We start from the raw sequence: 16,858 nt of genomic DNA on the forward strand, positions 1-16,858 counted from the left end.
AATAGCTTTATCTTGTGATCTTAATAGTACTGCTCAATGTAGCTATAAGCCTTGTCAAAGACTTCCTTGTCCTTGATTTTGTACTTCACCCACACCACGCTGCGCAGCGCTTTCTTCACTTCCTGCCGGCCGGCGGTTGTGTTCTGCCAGCCGTCGAAGCGAACGATTTTCACGATATCGTCAATATCGGTGACCACACGCTCCACGATGACCGGGGTATTGATGTTCTTGACGCCATTAAATAGCTCGGTCAAAGCGGCCTTGCCTTTGTCGATCTCCTCCTCCGGCACGACTTCCTTTTCCGCCTGGGCTGCTTCTTTGGCCAGTTCCAGCAGCATCTTCAGAAATTCAATGCTGTTGATGAGGCCCTGCTCATGCTGCTCACGCAGACGCTCCAATTTGTCCCCGAGACGCACGAACTTGGGATCGTCGCTATGCTGATGGATTCTGGCGACCAAATCGATTTCCACCTTTTTGGAAGCAGTCTTCGCGTTCTTGTATTTCTCGATGAAGGAGTCAATCAGTTCGGCATCCAGGGAGAGAATCTCCTCCTCATCATGGACTTGTCCCACATCCAGGTTGGAATTGACGATCTCCATAGTTTTTGGACCGAGTGCGGCCCAAATCAGTCCGCCGCCGCCGTTGGTAGGCTTTATGGACTCATAAACTTTGCTCAGCCACACGTAGTCTGCCTGAATTGCCGTTAAGATCGGGTCGGGGGAAATCGCGTTCCAGGCGCGGTTCAGTACCTGATAGTCCGCTGCGAATTTGTCCTTTTCCTTATTGGTGGGCAGACATTCCTGAGCGGCCATCAGGCCCTCCCAGCCTTCCACGGTCCGATCCACTCCCATGAAGTAGCTGAGGCATTTCCGAAGCAGCGCCGGAATCTGTTTCTTCACTTCTTCAATGTTGGTAATGACCTTCTTCATGCTGCCCTCGTCAAAGTCCAGTGCCTTGGCAACATTGTCGAAGATACCGATGTAGTCCACAATCAGTCCGTTGGTCTTGCCCTCGTCGTAGGTGCGGTTGGTGCGGCAGATGGCCTGGAGCAGAGTGTGGTCCTTCATGGGCTTGTCCAGGTACATGACCTGCAAAATCGGCGCGTCAAAGCCAGTCAGCAATTTGGCGGTCACGATGACGATTTCCAGCGGGTCATGAGGGTCCCGGAAGCGGTCGAGAATTTTGGCTTCCTCATCCTTGGTACGGCGGTAGGGCTTGTACTCATCCGCTTTGTCATCGTTGGTATCCATCACGATGGTGGAACACTTTTCGCCCAGCAGCTTGTCCAGCTCTGCTTTGTACTTGATGCAGCAGGGGCGGTCATATACCACGACCTGTGCCTTATAGCCGTTGGGCCTAATTTTTTCTGTAAAGTGCTTGGCAATGTGGGCACAGACCTTGTGGATGCGGGCCTCGTTATACATGATCGCCTTCATATTGACCCGCCGGGAAAGTTCTCCCCGCTCCGCGTCGGAAAGTCCTTCGGTCAGGACATCAAACTCCCGGTCCATGGTATCCTTGTCCACCCGCAGGTCCACCGGAACCGGCTCAAAGTTCAGCGGCAAGGTAGCATGGTCACGGATGGAGTCGGAGAAGGAGTACTTGCTCATGTAGCCGCTGCGGTCCTCTGTGGCACCAAAGGTGGCAAAGGTGTTCTTGTCGATGCGGTTGATGGGGGTACCTGTCAAGCCAAAGAAGAACGCATTCGGAAGAGCAGCACGCATTTTAATGCCCAGATCGCCTTCCTGGGTGCGGTGGCACTCGTCCACCATGACAATGATGTTATCCCGCAGGCTCAGTTCGCCGGTGACCTCCTGGAAACGAAAAATCGTGGTTATGATGATTTTCCGAATATCCTGCCGCAGCATGGTCATCAGTTGTTCACGGGTAGAGGCAGACTCCAAATTTCCCACATCAGAGGAATGGAACTGGGCGGTGATCTGAGACTCCAAATCCAGACGATCGTCCACGATCAAGACCGTGGGGTTCATCAGATCCGGGAGCATGCGCAATTTTACTGCGGCAAACTCCATCAGATAGGATTTGCCAGACCCTTGAAAATGCCAGATCAGGCCCTTTTTCGGATAACCGGCCCGGACACGGTCCACGATCATATTCGCGCCCTCATACTGCTGGTACCGGGCGATGACCTTATATTTACGATACTTGCTGTCAGTGGCATACAGGGTGAAGAACTGGAACAGGTCCATCATCTTGTAGGGCGTAATCATATCTTGTACGCTGGTCTGAACCGCCGCCAGAGAGCCGTCTGACTTATCCTCGGTGGTATGCCAGGGACCGTACTTGGACGCAGGCATACAGACGGAACCGTAACGGTAGCAGCGGCCCTCGGTGGCGAAGTTGAACACATTGCTCACAAACATCTGGGGGATGCTCTGCTCATACTTGTTGATATCTTGGGCACCGTCCAACCAGGTGATGGCAGCCCGCACCGGCGTTTTTAACTCACCGATGGCAAAGGGGAAACCGTTGACCAGCAGCACCAGGTCCAGCCGCTTGCCGCCCTTCTTTTTCGGGTACACCCACTGATTGGTGACCACATACTGGTTCTGGTCCAGTTTGCCGTTGACCTCGGTGCCGAACAGGTCAATGGAGACCTGCCGCCCGTTTTCGCCAAAGGGATAGGAGTTCTTCTCAAAGACCAGTTCCTTAAAGGCTTCGTTCTGAGTGACCAGATTCTGGGCGTTGGCGGACAGGAACAGAGTCCGCAGCCGGTAGATGACTTCGTCGGCGCGGGATTCATCCTGGGCGATCTCCGGGTTCAAGCGGATCAGGGCAGAGCGGACCATGGACTCCACCATGACGTCGCTCTCATCCCGGTCCAGTTCTTCGGCGGGAATGTACTCCCAGCCGTTTCTCTGTAAGGTGGTCAGGAGCATCTGCTCAGTCGTATTGCTCTCGTTAAAGTCAAGCATGATTTACTCCTTTCTCCCGGTTCCTAGGGCGTTTTCCAAGATGCAGCGATTTGTGGTTTGCAGGGATGTAATAGTGTTTTGGAGAGTGGATTTTGATTTGTCAGCCTGTTCGACAAAAAATTCAAATTTATGTTGCAAATCAATGGGTGCAACTTTTATAGGAAGACTATATAACTCTCTACTTTCAATGTTGTCAACCGTCATAGCTCTCGTCATGCTGAGTAATTTATTTTCATTTGACCGAATAGCCCAAGCAAGGTATTGGGAGGTAAATTCAGGTTTGGGGATAAATGCTTTCAAATCTTGGTTTATTACTACAGGATTAGATGCAATAGCAACAGGTAAACTGTTTTTGAGAATGCCACTACGTACTACAACGATTACTGTACCTTCTGGAACATATTTGGCAGTTGTATTTTTTAAAGCTTTTTCTGTGAGCCATAATGCTCCTGAGGAAACATATTCATCCTTTACATCACCAGATTTGATGAAAGGAATATTACCACCATAGTATTCATCGTGCTTCATTGATGGAGTAGATCCACCCTGTATAGAAGCACAACATTTTTCCAACGGAATATAATCGCCATCACTGACATTATCAAACATCTCAACAAACTGCGCCTGCACCAGGGCATCTGTCTGGGTAAGCAGATTCTGATAGGCCTGCAACGTGTCATTGATGGACCACAGCACCTCGGCCAGTTTCTTTTGTTTCTCCATGGACGGGAGCTCAAAAGTGTAGTTCTTGAGGTTATCCCATTTTACGCGGGGGGACAGGGAACCGGCCGATTTGCCCACAGCAAAATCAAACAGATTGTCGTTCTGGATGATAAAGGGAAGAAGCTCCGGCAACATGCAATCCTCTTTGGCACGAATTACCGTAATGTCCCCGGAGCAGATGCCGTCAAAGGGTGCCTGAGCAGCTTTTTTCAGATAGGCCCGCCTGCGCCCAAAGAGCATATCGCCCTTGCGGAACCGCTTGGTAAAGGTGTTGTCGGTATCCGTATCCCAGTTGGAAAGGGTAACTTCTCCCGGAGTGATATGCTCCAGCCCCACAATGGGCATACCAGTCTTATCACCCTTATACGTTTCGCGGCTCTCCACCGCCACATCTCCCAATTTTACCTGTGACATATCACTCACCTCCCAACAGCGTGTTCAGAGTGTTGTAATTTTCCCATAGTTCTGCCGAAGCGGCACACCAATCTTCATAGTGCTCCTGGGTCGTGCCAATCGAAACAGGTGCCGCTGTGGCAGCCGGGTCTTTCACATACAGCGGAATGCTGAGGGCAAACCCATTTTTTTCAATCTCCCGGATCGACACTTTCTTGGCAATGGTATCATCGGTCTGAAATTCCCTGTAGGCCTTCTCGATGGTTTCGATGTGGGACTGTTCCAGGAAACTTTCAGCGTTCTTCCGGGTTACTTCGTTGATCGCGTTGATGAACAGCACATGCCCCTTGTGGCTGTCCGGCTTTTTGGTCCGGCAGATGACGATACAGGCTTCCATAGGGGAGTTGTAAAAGAGGTTCGGCCCCAGACCGATGACACACTCCAGCAAATCGGAGCGCACCAGCTTTTCCCGCATGTCCTTCTCTTCATTGCGGAACAGTACCCCGTGGGGGAAGAGAATGGCGCACCGGCCGGTGTCATTTTTCATGCTTTTCAGAATGTGCTGGAAGAACGCATAGTCGGCACGGCCCTGAGGCGGAACGCCAAGAATGTTTCTTCCATACTGGTCCGCTTCAAAGGCTTTGCGGTTCCACTGGCTGATGGAATAAGGCGGATTGGCCAGCACCACATCAAACTGTTTCAGCCGGCCGCCCTCCACAAATGCCGGTGCCGCAAGGGTGTCTCCGTTGACGATGTGGAAGTCCTCAATACCGTGGAGGAACAGGTTCATCCGCCCGATGGAGCAGGTCAGCGCGTTGAACTCCTGGCCGTAGAGGGAGACATTACGCCATTCCTTTTGCTGTTCTTTGAGGTAGGCGATGGAAGAAACCAGCATGCCGGCGCTGCCGCAGGTGGGATCGTAGATGGATTCTCCCGGCTGGGGCTCCAGCAATTCTGCCATCAGGTGCACGACTGTCCGGTTGGTGTAGAATTCCTGGGCGGTGTGGCCGCTGTCGTCAGCAAACTTTTTGATGAGATATTCATAGCCTCGGCCAAGTTCGTCCTCCGGGCAGTTTGCCAGCGAAAGTGTCTGGGAACTGAAATGCTCCAGCAGGTCTTTCAGCAGACGATTGGGAAGCCGGCGCTTGTTGGTCCAGGTACCATCGCCAAAAATGCCGTGGAGCTTATCCGGATTGGCTTTTTCGATGGCCCGGAAGGCATCCTGGATTGCCTTGCCTACGTCCTGTGTGACATTACGCACAGAGTTCCAGTGGGCGTCTTTAGGGAGAACAAAGCTATGAGTTTCCTCCCAGCTGTCTGCTTCGGGCCCGTTTTCCTCGATTGCCTTTGCAGTCTCCTCCTCATACACGTCGTTGAGGCGCTTGAAGAACAGGAGAGGGAAGATGTACTGTTTGTAGGAACCGGCGTCGATGTGGTTGCGGAGAAGGACGGCCGACCCCCACAGGTAAGATTCCAGCTCTTCCTGGGTAATCTGCTTACTCATGGACATAACCTCCTTCAATCAGCAATTTTCGCATTTTGGTCTCCGCGGCGCGGACGGCCTCCAACGCGGCAAAGTAGTTCTGACGGACCACGGCGGGAGGAATGGTTTCCTGCTTCTTCCGCTCAATATAACGCTTTACACTCAGGTCGAAACCGTCATCTTCCACATCTTTCAGCGTAACGATTTTACACCGCTCGATCACATCCGTGTAGTTGTTGTACAGGTCATACAGCGTCTGGATGTTGTTCAGTGAGAGCTCGTTTTGCGCCCGTTTTGGGGTGTAAATTTCGGAGCCATCTATCAGGCAGATGCGTCCCTTGTGGGTGTGGCTCTTCTTGTTGTTCAAGTAGAGGATACAGGCCGATACACCGGTGCTGTAAAACACACCGCTGGCCAGAGTGATGACAGCCTCCAACTTGTCCGAAAGCACCAGCTGCTTGCGCATTTCGCCCTCTTTGCCAGAATGGAAAAGTACGCCTTGAGGCAGAACCACAGCACAGCGACCGTTTTTCGGGTCCATGGATTTGACCATGTGCTGAAGCCAGGCAAAGTCTGCGTTGGAGTCTGTGGGACAGCCCCACAGATTTCGTCCGTATTGATCAGACTCGAACTGAGCAGAGCCCCACTTGGCCATGCCGAAGGGAGGATTAGCAAGCACACAGTCAAAAGTTTTGATTCTGCCGCGGTCCAGGAACAGCGGATTGCGGAGGGTGTCTCCCTGCTTGACTTGAACATCTTTCGCGCCGTGGAGATACAAATTCATGCGGGCGATGGCCGAAGTGGACAGGTTGTTCTCCTGGCCGTAGATTCTGCCATATGCAAGGCGGTCGTTGTGCATGTGACGAATCGCTTCGATCAACATACCTCCGGTGCCGCAGGCAGGGTCATATACCGTCTCTCCGGGCTGCGGGTCAAGCAGATTGACCATCAGCTTCACAATGGTACGGGGCGTGTAAAACTCGCCAGCATTCTTCTTGGAAAGGTCTGCAAACTTTTTGATGAGGAATTCGTAGCTATCGCCCATAATGTCGGCGGAATAATCTTTGTTGCCGACCCGGATGCTGGACATGTGCTCGATCAGATTTTTGAGGCGCTCATCGGACAGCTTGTTCTTATCTGTCCAGGTGGCATCATCAAAGCTACTGAATACACCGGACAGGGTATCAGGATTTGCTTTCTCAATCCCGGTCATGGCATTTACGATGGCCTTACCGACATCCTTGGTTACCTTGCGGACGTCTTCCCAATGACAGCCATTGGGAATGACAAAGGAGTGCATTTCCTCAGCCTCTGCATATTCCACGTCGCCGCCGGAAAACGCCAGTGCATCTGCGTATTCCTCGTCATAAACATCCGAAATTCTCTTGAAGAAGAGAATGGGAGTCACATAGCTTTTATATTCGTCCTGGTTGATGGGACCGCGTAAGATGTTGCAGGCCTCAAACAAATGGTTGAACAGCTTCTTGCTTGTGGTTTCTTCTGCGTCGGCTTCGGTGGATTGTACATCTTCCTCTGCAGCCTGCACGGCATTTTCGATTAGGGTGGCACGGTCCTCCCCGGACACCTTTCGAGTCTCATCTCGCTTGACCGGAACAGAGACGTTCCGCGTATGTCTCTCCATCACAGGAGGGTATTTGTTCTCGAACTCTATCAGGATTTGAAGCAGTCGCTCATCCAGAAAGGTCAAAGCGTGTTTGCGAATGTCCGCTGGAATGCCATAGTAGGCCTCCGCAACACCGCCGCAGATAGCTGCCAAGGTATCACTGTCTCCGCCGATGGAAATGGCGTTCCGGATGGCATCTTCGAAACTGGTAGATTCAAAGAAGGCCATCAATGCCTGAGGAACCGTGTCTTGGCAGGTTTCATTGAAACGGTAAGTTGGCCTGATGCCGTCGAGCGTAAAGCTCAGCGGGTAGTAGTGCTGCTCGATATAATCCCGAATTTCCAAAATGCTGCTTCCGGTTCGAGCCATGTAAATGGCGACTGCGGTGGCCTCGGCACCTTTTAATCCCTCTGGATGGTTATGGGTCACCTCGGTCATTTTTCGGGAAAGCAACTTTGCCTCTTCCAGGCTACCAGCCGCAAAGCCAGCAGCGCTGACCCGCATGGCAGCTCCGTTTCCGAAGCTGTTGTAGGGGTGTGGATCATCTGAAAATACCCACTCGGAGAATGCTATACCATATCCGCAGTCTGGATAATTCCTGCCTATGGACTGCATGTACTCCACAGATTTTTGCGATAAGTTGCTATAATCCGGGGCGCTCTCCAGGATCGCCTTTGCCAAAGCCAGTGCCATGATGCTGTCATCGGTGACAAAGCACTTATAGGTGAGAAAATCAAAATCTTTGGTTTTAATATTGTTCCATTCAAAACGGGAACCTACGAGATCCCCAATGATTGCTCCTAGCATGACGTTATCTCCTTAAAAGGTTTGTAGTCTGGCAAGGGCCTCAGTCCAGCGTTTCTCGGCCGCAGCTACAGTTTCTTTGTATTTTTTTAGTTCTTCAAGGTACTCCTTGACGACTGCCTTTTGTATGTCCAGCGGAGGGATGGGAACTTCCAAGACATTCAGATCCCGGTAGCTAATGTTCATCACTGTCGTGCCCTGCTGGGCGCTACTGATGAGCTTGTTGCCGATAGGACTATCCAGAAAGATCTTCAGGTAGGTGCTGTCGAGTATCTTGGCATCTGGCCGAATTATGATCAAATTGGACGAGGCAACACACGGATAACTCTGCTCGTGAAACACAGCGGTTCGGATTGCTGTCCCTCTGGCCGGCAGAAGTACATCCCCCTCTTGCAGAAGATAGGTAGATACTTTACGTTCCTCTTCCTGCAAGTGCTCTAACCTAGTGTAGTCGATTTCATAATCGTCTATATTGGAGATATTCACTACACTGATGTTGCCGGATGGATCTTTCTTGGTTATGGCTTTGCCACGAAATATCTCCGCAACATTTCCGATCATATCTTTCCGGATACCGGAACGCTGATAACGCAAATAGTCTTCGTCTTGCTGGGAGAAAATCTGGTCAATGTTCCAATCTCCTTGCTCTTCCAGTTCAGATAACATCACAAAAGTGTCATCTGTGACCTCTAGTGATGTGACGGATGCTCGACGAGTCTTTTTTTCAGCAGAGCCATATCTGCGAATTACAATATCGTTGTCATCCTGCGGTCGATTGTTCTCAATATCCAACAGATAAACCTTGATACCGGAATATTCGATTGTTCCTTCCGGAAGCTCTCCGATTTCCTTAATGGTGTAAGTTGTTTGGATAAACTGCCGCAAGTCGCTGACTCTTCCCGAGGCAAACGTAATCCTTCCAGGAAGCACAATAATCAATCGTCCACCGCTATTCAAATGGAGAGATAGATTCTCCAATGCCACCATATCAAACTCTCTGCACATGAAGTTCTGCTCATCTGATAACATCCGCCCACCAAAGTTTGGACATGCCAAAATGAGCTCAAAGCGTTGCTTTATGAACTCATAATGGTAGATATCGGTCACAAGAATTTCCACATTGTCGTATCCTGCAAAGGCCTTTTCCAAAACTTGTGCATAGATTGCGTTTTGCGTTGTGAGCACAAATGCCGAGTTCATGTTTTCGTCCACGATAGACCGCAAGTTGGGTACGAATTTTTCTGCCTCAGCAATGAGGACTGTTTCCGGCCTGGTGGAGAAGCGCTCTTTATATACATTTAGCAATGCTTTGGGTAGTACAGGCATTTTGGATGCTGATGCCATCTGGAGAATTACGTCTTCCCAATCTACATTTTTTACTTCCAAGCTTTTTTTGTAAATCAGCAGAAAATGGTCCTTGTCGTGAAAAGGATTTTTAATTCCAAGTTTATCAGCAGCTTCTAGCAAAGAAACATAGAGTTGATCGGCAGTTACTTCATTCCTCTCCTGCTGGAAGTGCATTTTGACATTTTCAATGAGCACAACTGCTGCAGCATAATGGTCAGGATCAACCGATCCTATAATGGCGTTCATATAAGCTGCTATCTTATTTTGTACATTCGTTCTCATCGTTTCCACCCTCTTCGACAGAGATCCAATTATCTCGTTTTATCTGCATTATACCGTGCTGCTTCTACTTTGTCAATGTAAACTCCATTTTGGTATTCAAATACCAAAATGGAGTTTGCGAAATAGATGGGCTTTCTGCTCTCAAAGGGTACGCAAAAACACTGACCTCTTTGCAGGGGTGTAGCGAATCGTTACCCATTGTGAGGTGGCAATATACCATCCCACCGGGCGATATGAGTTTTCTCAAAAGGGCTTTCCAAAGCGGGGTGCCCTTATTCGGAACGATAGCTATGGTATACTATCCTGCTCAAATTCCACACCTTTTTACCCCGTAAGGGTACTGTGAACAGGGACACCCCTGGCTCCGACTGGTACGTCGCAAAACGCGACGCACCGAACATAAGAGGGTAGGCAAAACGCCTATCCATCTCAGATGTGAGAAATGCCCCCATGGAACAAACTGTTCCTCCCCCATTACTGCGACAAAAAGGGACGCCCCGAAATAGAGCGTCCCTTTGCATATTATCTTGGAATTTTACTTCACTCCTCACTTTTATCAAAGTACTTCTTTTTCCATGCTTCCAGTTCTTTCCGACCTTCTTCGCTGGCGTATAATTTCTGGATTTCAGGTATGAGAAATCGGGCGAAGGAATCAATGATGGACTGTGGCAGTTCGATCTCGTATAGATTTTGACGTTTTTCCTGGCTGGCCATAGTGTATTGCCCCAACAGCAAAACCTTTCCGGCTCAACTCAGTTCATCTCACACTCCTTCCCGGAGACACACAGTTGCCAAAGATTATTCTCATGCACAGAAGGAGAACAGATCATTTTAAAACCTGAGAAATTTCTCATGGAGCTCCTTTCCCATTCCTTCCCATCCGGGGGTTTCACCGGAAAATCCCACATAAAATAGCTTGGATGGGAAGGGAATGAATCGAATTAAACTGGGTATATTTATCTTTTCCTTTTTATCTTCCGTCTGGTTTTCGTACTTCAAGAAAGCGGATTACCGTACTTGTCGAATTCATTATTCAGACTTCTGGCGTTCCGTAACCGGATTTCTTGAAGTCGGTGTTCGAAACCACTTCATAGTGTTTTGGGTAGATACGGTTTGGTTTTCCACAACCTTGCTTTTTGATGGATACAAGATCTGCATATTGAAGTTCACGCAGCGTGTTCACCGCTTTTTGACGGCCACAGTGCAGCAACTCGCACACCTCATTGATGGGGTAATACAGATAAATTTTGCCATAATCGTCGGCCCATCCGTTTTTGCGGGACAAATCAGTTCGACGCAGGATCATCGCATACAACAGTTTGGCTTCGCTTGACAAGGAGCAAAAACTTGGTGCCTCAAACAGAAAATTGGGCAGTCGTATAAAACTTTGGACCGGTGGCTTCTGATGAATGTAAAAGGATTTTGTAGCCATGACAGGTACCTCCATGCGGACAATTAGAACGTAATTTCTGAGCGATAAGGGGTATTGCTATTCACCTCCATGATTGCCAGGCTGGAAACCGAGCATATATCCGGCTTTTGGAAGCTCTATTTGTCCGTATTCGACCTCCGTTTTCTGTCACTTGCTGTTTTCTGACGGCGGTGCACCTTGCGGGCACAATTGGAACAATACTTGGCACGGTTGGATTTTGCCAGAAAAGGCGCACCACATTCTGCGCATCGCTTCAATCCTTTGGGACTGGTGATTTCAGCTTGTAAAGCCGGAGCACCCGGTAGAACCCAATCCCGGAACCAGGTGCAACACAGAGAAAAGGAGATGCTCTGTACACAGACACAAGGCTCGCCATCATCCAGCGCAATACAATTGCGGCCATCATAATTGCAGCAAGATTTTCGAATCAGCGCATTGGCTTTTCTCCTTTGCTTGGGTGTCATTTGAATTGACAAATTGTTTTTCCTCCCAGCTTTGTGGTTGCAGCTTATGCAGATATTTTTTCCATGCACTTTCCTCCATTTCATGTAGAGAATTGATTTTGCGAGATTTATGGTTTATAATAATCGTAAACCGTAAACTCTAATTGAATTGTACCGCAGAAAAAGCCTGAATGCGGTATATCAACCACAAATTATCTCGGTTTCAGAAAACACATATTTGTAAATTATAGTTTATAATCGGGCAGGGGGATAAACTCATGCTGTATGACGAAGCACGGATGGCGCTGACCAAAGAGCGGCTGGAAGATCTTCGCAAAGAAAAAAAGCTGTCCTTTGAACAGCTTTCTAAGCAGCTTGCAGAGCGTGGCGTCAATATCAGCCATACAAATCTCAAAAATTATGAAATCAACGATCCTGTCCATCCTCTGTATGGCCGTACCCGCAGCATGAGCATCGAGTATTTGGTTGCCTTTGCGGATTTTTATGATGTGTCGGTGGAGTATCTGCTGGGACTGTCTAACTCTCGCAAACAGGAATACCACAATATTTCTGAGCAGTTGGGTCTGTGCGACGGGGCGATTGAAGAATTGATCCAGTGTAAGGAGAACTCCAGTAATGAGCAAGAACCGCAGATGTATTTTACGAAAGATACCACTGTGTTGAACGACTTTCTCACTAGTATGCAGTTTGAAGTTGTGATGGAGAAAATCAAGCAGAGTATGTTCACCTATTATATGTATCGCATGTCTCAGGACAGTGTCTCGACACAGATACGGAAAGAGCACACAGAGCAAATGGCAGAGGCGCAGAAAGTACTGGATGCGTGTGGTTATTGTTCGGTTGAATATGACTTAATTTCTCAAGTCCACATGGAAGGAGCCATTGGTGCATTGAACGCCTATTTGCGCAAGTTGCCAGAGCGGTTTTACGAAGAGAATAGGGACAAGATTGCTTGGTAGTGATAACGGTATTGCTGTTTTATATATTTAAAATATTTATGGAGGAATATTCTATGCGAGCGTTTTGTCATGAATTGGAACAAGGTCGCCACCACAGCCAACTTTCAAAGTATCACCAAACTGTACAAGCAATTGCAACATGGTATAAAGAGAGCTATCAGCAATACGAAAAGATGCTTCAAACCGAGCTTGGTATTCAGCTCATGAGTGACAAGTTGCAGGAAAACTTGGATCTTGGCAGTTTTACAGACGATTTGAGCTATACCTTTGGCGCCAAACTTGCTTATTTCAGTGTTTCTGATACACTAGTAAAATTATTGCTTTCCTGCTTTTCCTATGGACGCTCACAGCAATTTCTTAGTGCTCACGGAATTAGTGGTTTGCCTACGACTTGTCCTTGGCTAAAAGACTCATCTAACGAGCTTTACTTAACAGAAATACTTGCAAAAGTTTTGAGAGACGAAGGAATAGATTATAGCTTTGATTTGGCTGCGTTGTTGACTGATCGACGGCAGAGAAATAGTATCACACATGCATCTGCACGTGAACGTTGCTTGTCTGCCATACGAGTATACAATTCCATACGCACTATGCTAATCTTTTTAGACGATGCATATAATAATGATTTGCCGACTTTTTCCTTTAGTACGGGGCAGGAACTTGAGTGTAGCACAACTATGAATTTCGATGCACTGCTTGCAGCGCCATGTAGTTTTAATTTTGAAGATTCCACAACAATTTTGATTGTAGGCTCTGTGCATGATGTCCGTGCCGATCTCCGTCAAGCCGTAGCGAACCTAGCATGGGATCTTGTTATTGATTATGATGGGTATTCTGATTGTGGTGGTCTATTAAGTTCAATAGAACATAATCAACTTCAGTCGGAAATCCTGACATATCCAATCGCATGTGGCAATCAAATTATATCTCGTGGTATGACTTTATGGTATCGCTGTGGCGAGTATCAAATTCCGTCCTTTTTTCCACCAAGCAGTTCTATTCAAATTGGTTCGTATACCTATTTTCACAAGTCGTCGCATTATCCCCCAAACAATAAGGGTCAACTGACAGAAAGAAATAAGCAACTAAATTTAGGGGCTATTTTAGAAAAATTGTTGGATAAGGCCAATAGACTAGATCGCCCAATCAATATAATTGCGGCCATTGACGATGAGCAAGTGGTTCGACAGATTCTAGAGGCATGTGAGCGAGTTAGGATTGATGACTATTTTTTGACAGCAATTGGCGTGTCTTCATTGGATACCCGCAGTATATGTATGGATAGATTTGCAGGTGACAAAGATGATATGGAGCAGCATTTCATGTACTGCCCTGTTCCAGTTGTTAGTTTCTATCAATCCGTAGCAGATCACAAGGCTGCTCTACGCTCTCGCATAAAACTGAGTACAGATTTTTCGGTTCCTGGTGGAGAGGGTAAAGTTGTCTTGTCTGAAAATGACCGAAATAACATTACTCCTTATTTTGATATTCTATTCGATGGTTGTGAGCAAGTCGACAAGCAAAGTGGAGACAAGCAAAAACAAGATTTTTATCGTGGCAACCAAGCTTCCTGGCATGTTATTGCAAACCACTACGCAGTGTCTTTGAAAAAAGACTCTGATTACAAGAAAATTCTTCAAAAAATTCGCACCACATTAGGGATCACCCAGCAAAAGCCACAGCAGCGGCTCCTGTTCCTTCGACATAAAGCAGGTTTAGGGGGGTCGACTATGGTACGTCAATTGGGCTGGGACTTACATAGAGACTATACTGTTCTTCATGCACGATATTATGAACCAAACCATGTCAAACAACTAATTGAAAACCTATATGATAACATTTTGCAAAAAGCTCCAATTGTGATTCTTGCCGATGATACATTACCTTCCTTGCGCGGGTTGTGCGATGACATCTGCCGTACTGACCGGCGCTGTATTCTGATAATTGCATGTCGTGAAAGTAACTATATTCTGCAGGAGTATCCTGATGCCCAGAGAGAGTATTTTTCGGTATTGCAAGATAGGGTTATCCCCGAACTCCAGACTCACTTCCGCAGCGAGAGTCCTTTACTGCAGTCGGAACTTCAAATAAGAGATAACGAGTTCAATCAAAGAGTAAGCTCTAGTTTACGGACTCCGTTCATCATCGGTCTATATTATATGGAAAAAGAATTCAATATTGATTCCTATGTTAAGAAAGCTCTAGATGGCTGCACTGAACATCGCTACGCCGAAATTGTTGCATGCATAGCTTTGTGCGACCAATATAACAGTAAAATGGTTCCTATATCTTTGGTCAAGAGCGCCCTTAGTTTGAAGGCAAAAGATAACTTTCTTTCTCTTGTGCCTGCTGCAGCTACAGTGATTAGCCAAAGTTCTATTGATGCAGAGGTGCCAACATATCATTTTACTCATAGTTTATTGAGTCGGCGTTATCTCGAAATGTACTGTGAAAAATTTTATCATTCAGATGATCAAAGAGATATGTTGTTTGATCTTGCAAAAAGAATGATTGATTTTACAGGACAGATGGTTAAAAACAGTACACTACAAGAATTACATCTGGATATTTTAATCACTATTCTGATTCAAAACAAAAAGACAATCACAGCAAACGACCTTAATATTTCTGCTCTTTTGCACGACATTGGTATGAAAGAGCGGCAGCGACAGCTTTTACTATACTTAGCAGAAACTTTCCAAGACCGTGCCGATGAAATTCAACAAGTTACTATCCAGAAGCATGACCCTTGTCTGAATCGGATTGATCGGCTAGTACTACGATTGACCGCACACGCATACGCACATTTAGGCCGCATGTATAGTCGATTAGAAAAAAATCCAACAGCAGCTGAAGAGAATTTTAAGCATGCCATTTACTATATGCCAGATGATGATCCAAACATCTATCACATGGCAGGAACCAGTCTCCTAGATAAATTAAAACAACAATGGGATAAGGATATTGATCTGCCCAAAGAGGAATTGGGCCAGAAATACTCTTTGTATGAATTAGATATCAAATTGGCCAGTGAACGGTTTGATTATAGCTGTCATTATGGCAGCCCTGATTACGGATTTCCTAGTAAATTGGATCTTTTGTTTTCCTATTTACAATTTGTCTATCGCACCAAAAATATTACCAGTATAACCAATCTTTCAAGGCTTTCCCCAGCGCAGCAACGATTGCGGTTGAGTTTTATGGAAACGCTGGAAGAAGCAAAAACTTTGGATGAACTGGATGAGCCTGCACGAGTTCGTATTCGGGATTATGAAAATCGCTTTTTCTCTGACATTGCCTTTGGCAATTACGGAAAGACAATTGAGTACTATCAGAATTTGGTGGATAGGCTTCGTAGTACATCAACTAATAATAGCATCGGAGATTGGGAGATTTCTCTGAAAGGTCTCATCTACGCACGAATTGGCATGGCTCGTTCCAAGGTAAAAAAAGATCAGGAAGGTACACATAATATTCGCTCAATTTTCAGCGAGGTTAGCAATCCGCAGGCATTGCAGGATAATATCTCTGAACTACTGGATCAACCACAAAATGAATTGCGCTACAACCAATACATGACTAGAAGCACCTTATATTATTATTGGATGCAACTAGCCAAGATTACCGATTGTCCTGTGGAAACAGCCTTAATACGTGCAAAGCAATGGATGGAAATGGAGGAATCATTCCAGCAAGGCGGAAATAAAAATCCGGATCCTTACTATTATTTGCGGTCACTATATTATTTGCAGGCCCGTGAAGGTTCTCAGCAAGCATTATTAGATGCTAAAGCTATGGATCGAAAAATCGACCAACTTGCCAGTGATTCTCGGTTTGACTTACGAAAAGGGAATATTCGCTTAATCCGAGATATTTTTGTAGAAGGCAAGGGCATGTCCCAATTGTTTGATGTTTCATTTTGTCGAACTGAGGAAGACATGTTTTACGCTATGGCACATGCAAAGGTCCGGCCAATTGAATTGCAAGGTCATATAGATACCTTTTTGAATCGTTCTAATGCGTCCGTTACAGTTTATTCTCCAGACTGTTGGAGTAGCATGGATGTTCGTGTAGAAATTGGTCGCGGAGTTCAAAATTCTTTAACCGAGAATCAACAAGGCCACAAGGTTATATTCTATGCTGGTTGTTCAACCACGCATGTATGCGCGTTGTCAAACACGCTAAAAGATCTTACATCAAAAGAAGTCTTTGATGCTGCAGAAAAACTAACCGCAATTTCTCATACACATTCATCCGGAAAAAAAGGCAAGTTACATTCTAGGTCATAAGTTCTTCCTTATAGGAAGCTACTTTGGACATCTGCTGTGGCAAGGTGCTTTAACAGAAAAAGCGTTCGAAGAACGCGCAGCCGCAGAATGAAATTCTGCGTTTAAAAGGGGCTTGGGGGCAT

General features: G+C 46.9%; 10 protein-coding genes. 2 read left to right on the top strand and 8 right to left on the bottom strand.

The window, feature by feature from the left end:
- Positions 1-20: 20 nt before the first annotated feature.
- From H9X91_RS04105 to H9X91_RS04140, 8 genes are all read right to left on the bottom strand, one after another.
- Positions 21-2,936, bottom strand: coding sequence for a type I restriction endonuclease subunit R (locus tag H9X91_RS04105; protein WP_204802801.1), 2,916 nt, complete (start codon positions 2,934-2,936; stop codon positions 21-23).
- 3 nt (positions 2,937-2,939) lie between these two features.
- A complete protein-coding gene (locus H9X91_RS04110) occupies positions 2,940-4,073 on the bottom strand; it encodes a restriction endonuclease subunit S (RefSeq protein ID WP_204802803.1) in 1,134 nt (377 codons plus the stop codon).
- Between the two features lies 1 nt (position 4,074).
- Positions 4,075-5,556 (bottom strand): type I restriction-modification system subunit M, encoded by a 1,482-nt coding sequence (locus H9X91_RS04115; protein WP_204802805.1) that lies wholly within the window; start codon positions 5,554-5,556, stop codon positions 4,075-4,077.
- On the bottom strand, positions 5,549-7,966 hold the full coding sequence (locus tag H9X91_RS04120) for an N-6 DNA methylase (RefSeq protein ID WP_204802807.1): 2,418 nt from the start codon (positions 7,964-7,966) through the stop codon (positions 5,549-5,551). The genes H9X91_RS04115 and H9X91_RS04120 overlap by 8 nt, the downstream gene beginning before the upstream one ends.
- Positions 7,967-7,978: 12 nt before the next feature.
- Complete coding sequence (locus tag H9X91_RS04125; protein ID WP_204802809.1) at positions 7,979-9,592, bottom strand: restriction endonuclease subunit S; 1,614 nt, start codon at positions 9,590-9,592, stop codon at positions 7,979-7,981.
- Positions 9,593-10,132: 540 nt separating this feature from the next.
- Positions 10,133-10,306, bottom strand: coding sequence for a hypothetical protein (locus H9X91_RS04130; protein WP_204802811.1), 174 nt, complete (start codon positions 10,304-10,306; stop codon positions 10,133-10,135).
- Between the two features lie 319 nt (positions 10,307-10,625).
- Positions 10,626-11,024: a replication initiator protein A gene (locus H9X91_RS04135; RefSeq protein WP_204802813.1), complete on the bottom strand. Its 399-nt coding sequence runs from the start codon at positions 11,022-11,024 to the stop codon at positions 10,626-10,628.
- A 116-nt stretch (positions 11,025-11,140) separates the two neighbouring features.
- A complete protein-coding gene (locus tag H9X91_RS04140; protein ID WP_204802815.1) occupies positions 11,141-11,572 on the bottom strand; it encodes a cysteine-rich VLP domain-containing protein in 432 nt (143 codons plus the stop codon).
- Between the two features lie 173 nt (positions 11,573-11,745).
- On the opposite strand from H9X91_RS04140, the gene H9X91_RS04145 reads away from it, so the two are divergent.
- Complete coding sequence (locus H9X91_RS04145) at positions 11,746-12,447, top strand: helix-turn-helix domain-containing protein (RefSeq protein WP_204802817.1); 702 nt, start codon at positions 11,746-11,748, stop codon at positions 12,445-12,447.
- Positions 12,448-12,500: 53 nt separating this feature from the next.
- A complete protein-coding gene (locus tag H9X91_RS04150) occupies positions 12,501-16,736 on the top strand; it encodes a P-loop NTPase (RefSeq protein WP_204802819.1) in 4,236 nt (1,411 codons plus the stop codon).
- Positions 16,737-16,858 lie beyond the last annotated feature (122 nt).

Origin of the sequence: Oscillibacter valericigenes (assembly GCF_016902445.1) — a bacterium.
GTDB lineage: Bacteria > Bacillota > Clostridia > Oscillospirales > Oscillospiraceae > Oscillibacter > Oscillibacter avistercoris.

What these genes read in the sequence shown, in the direction of transcription:
- H9X91_RS04120 (WP_204802807.1), bottom strand. Translation starts at nt 7,966, where the DNA reads ATGCTAGGAGCAATCATTGGGGATCTCGTAGGTTCCCGTTTTGAATGG.
- H9X91_RS04140 (WP_204802815.1), bottom strand. Translation starts at nt 11,572, where the DNA reads ATGAAATGGAGGAAAGTGCATGGAAAAAATATCTGCATAAGCTGCAAC.
- H9X91_RS04150 (WP_204802819.1), top strand. Translation starts at nt 12,501, where the DNA reads ATGCGAGCGTTTTGTCATGAATTGGAACAAGGTCGCCACCACAGCCAA.
- H9X91_RS04130 (WP_204802811.1), bottom strand. Translation starts at nt 10,306, where the DNA reads ATGGCCAGCCAGGAAAAACGTCAAAATCTATACGAGATCGAACTGCCA.
- H9X91_RS04135 (WP_204802813.1), bottom strand. Translation starts at nt 11,024, where the DNA reads ATGGCTACAAAATCCTTTTACATTCATCAGAAGCCACCGGTCCAAAGT.
- H9X91_RS04145 (WP_204802817.1), top strand. Translation starts at nt 11,746, where the DNA reads ATGCTGTATGACGAAGCACGGATGGCGCTGACCAAAGAGCGGCTGGAA.
- H9X91_RS04125 (WP_204802809.1), bottom strand. Translation starts at nt 9,592, where the DNA reads ATGAGAACGAATGTACAAAATAAGATAGCAGCTTATATGAACGCCATT.
- H9X91_RS04115 (WP_204802805.1), bottom strand. Translation starts at nt 5,556, where the DNA reads ATGAGTAAGCAGATTACCCAGGAAGAGCTGGAATCTTACCTGTGGGGG.
- H9X91_RS04105 (WP_204802801.1), bottom strand. Translation starts at nt 2,936, where the DNA reads ATGCTTGACTTTAACGAGAGCAATACGACTGAGCAGATGCTCCTGACC.
- H9X91_RS04110 (WP_204802803.1), bottom strand. Translation starts at nt 4,073, where the DNA reads ATGTCACAGGTAAAATTGGGAGATGTGGCGGTGGAGAGCCGCGAAACG.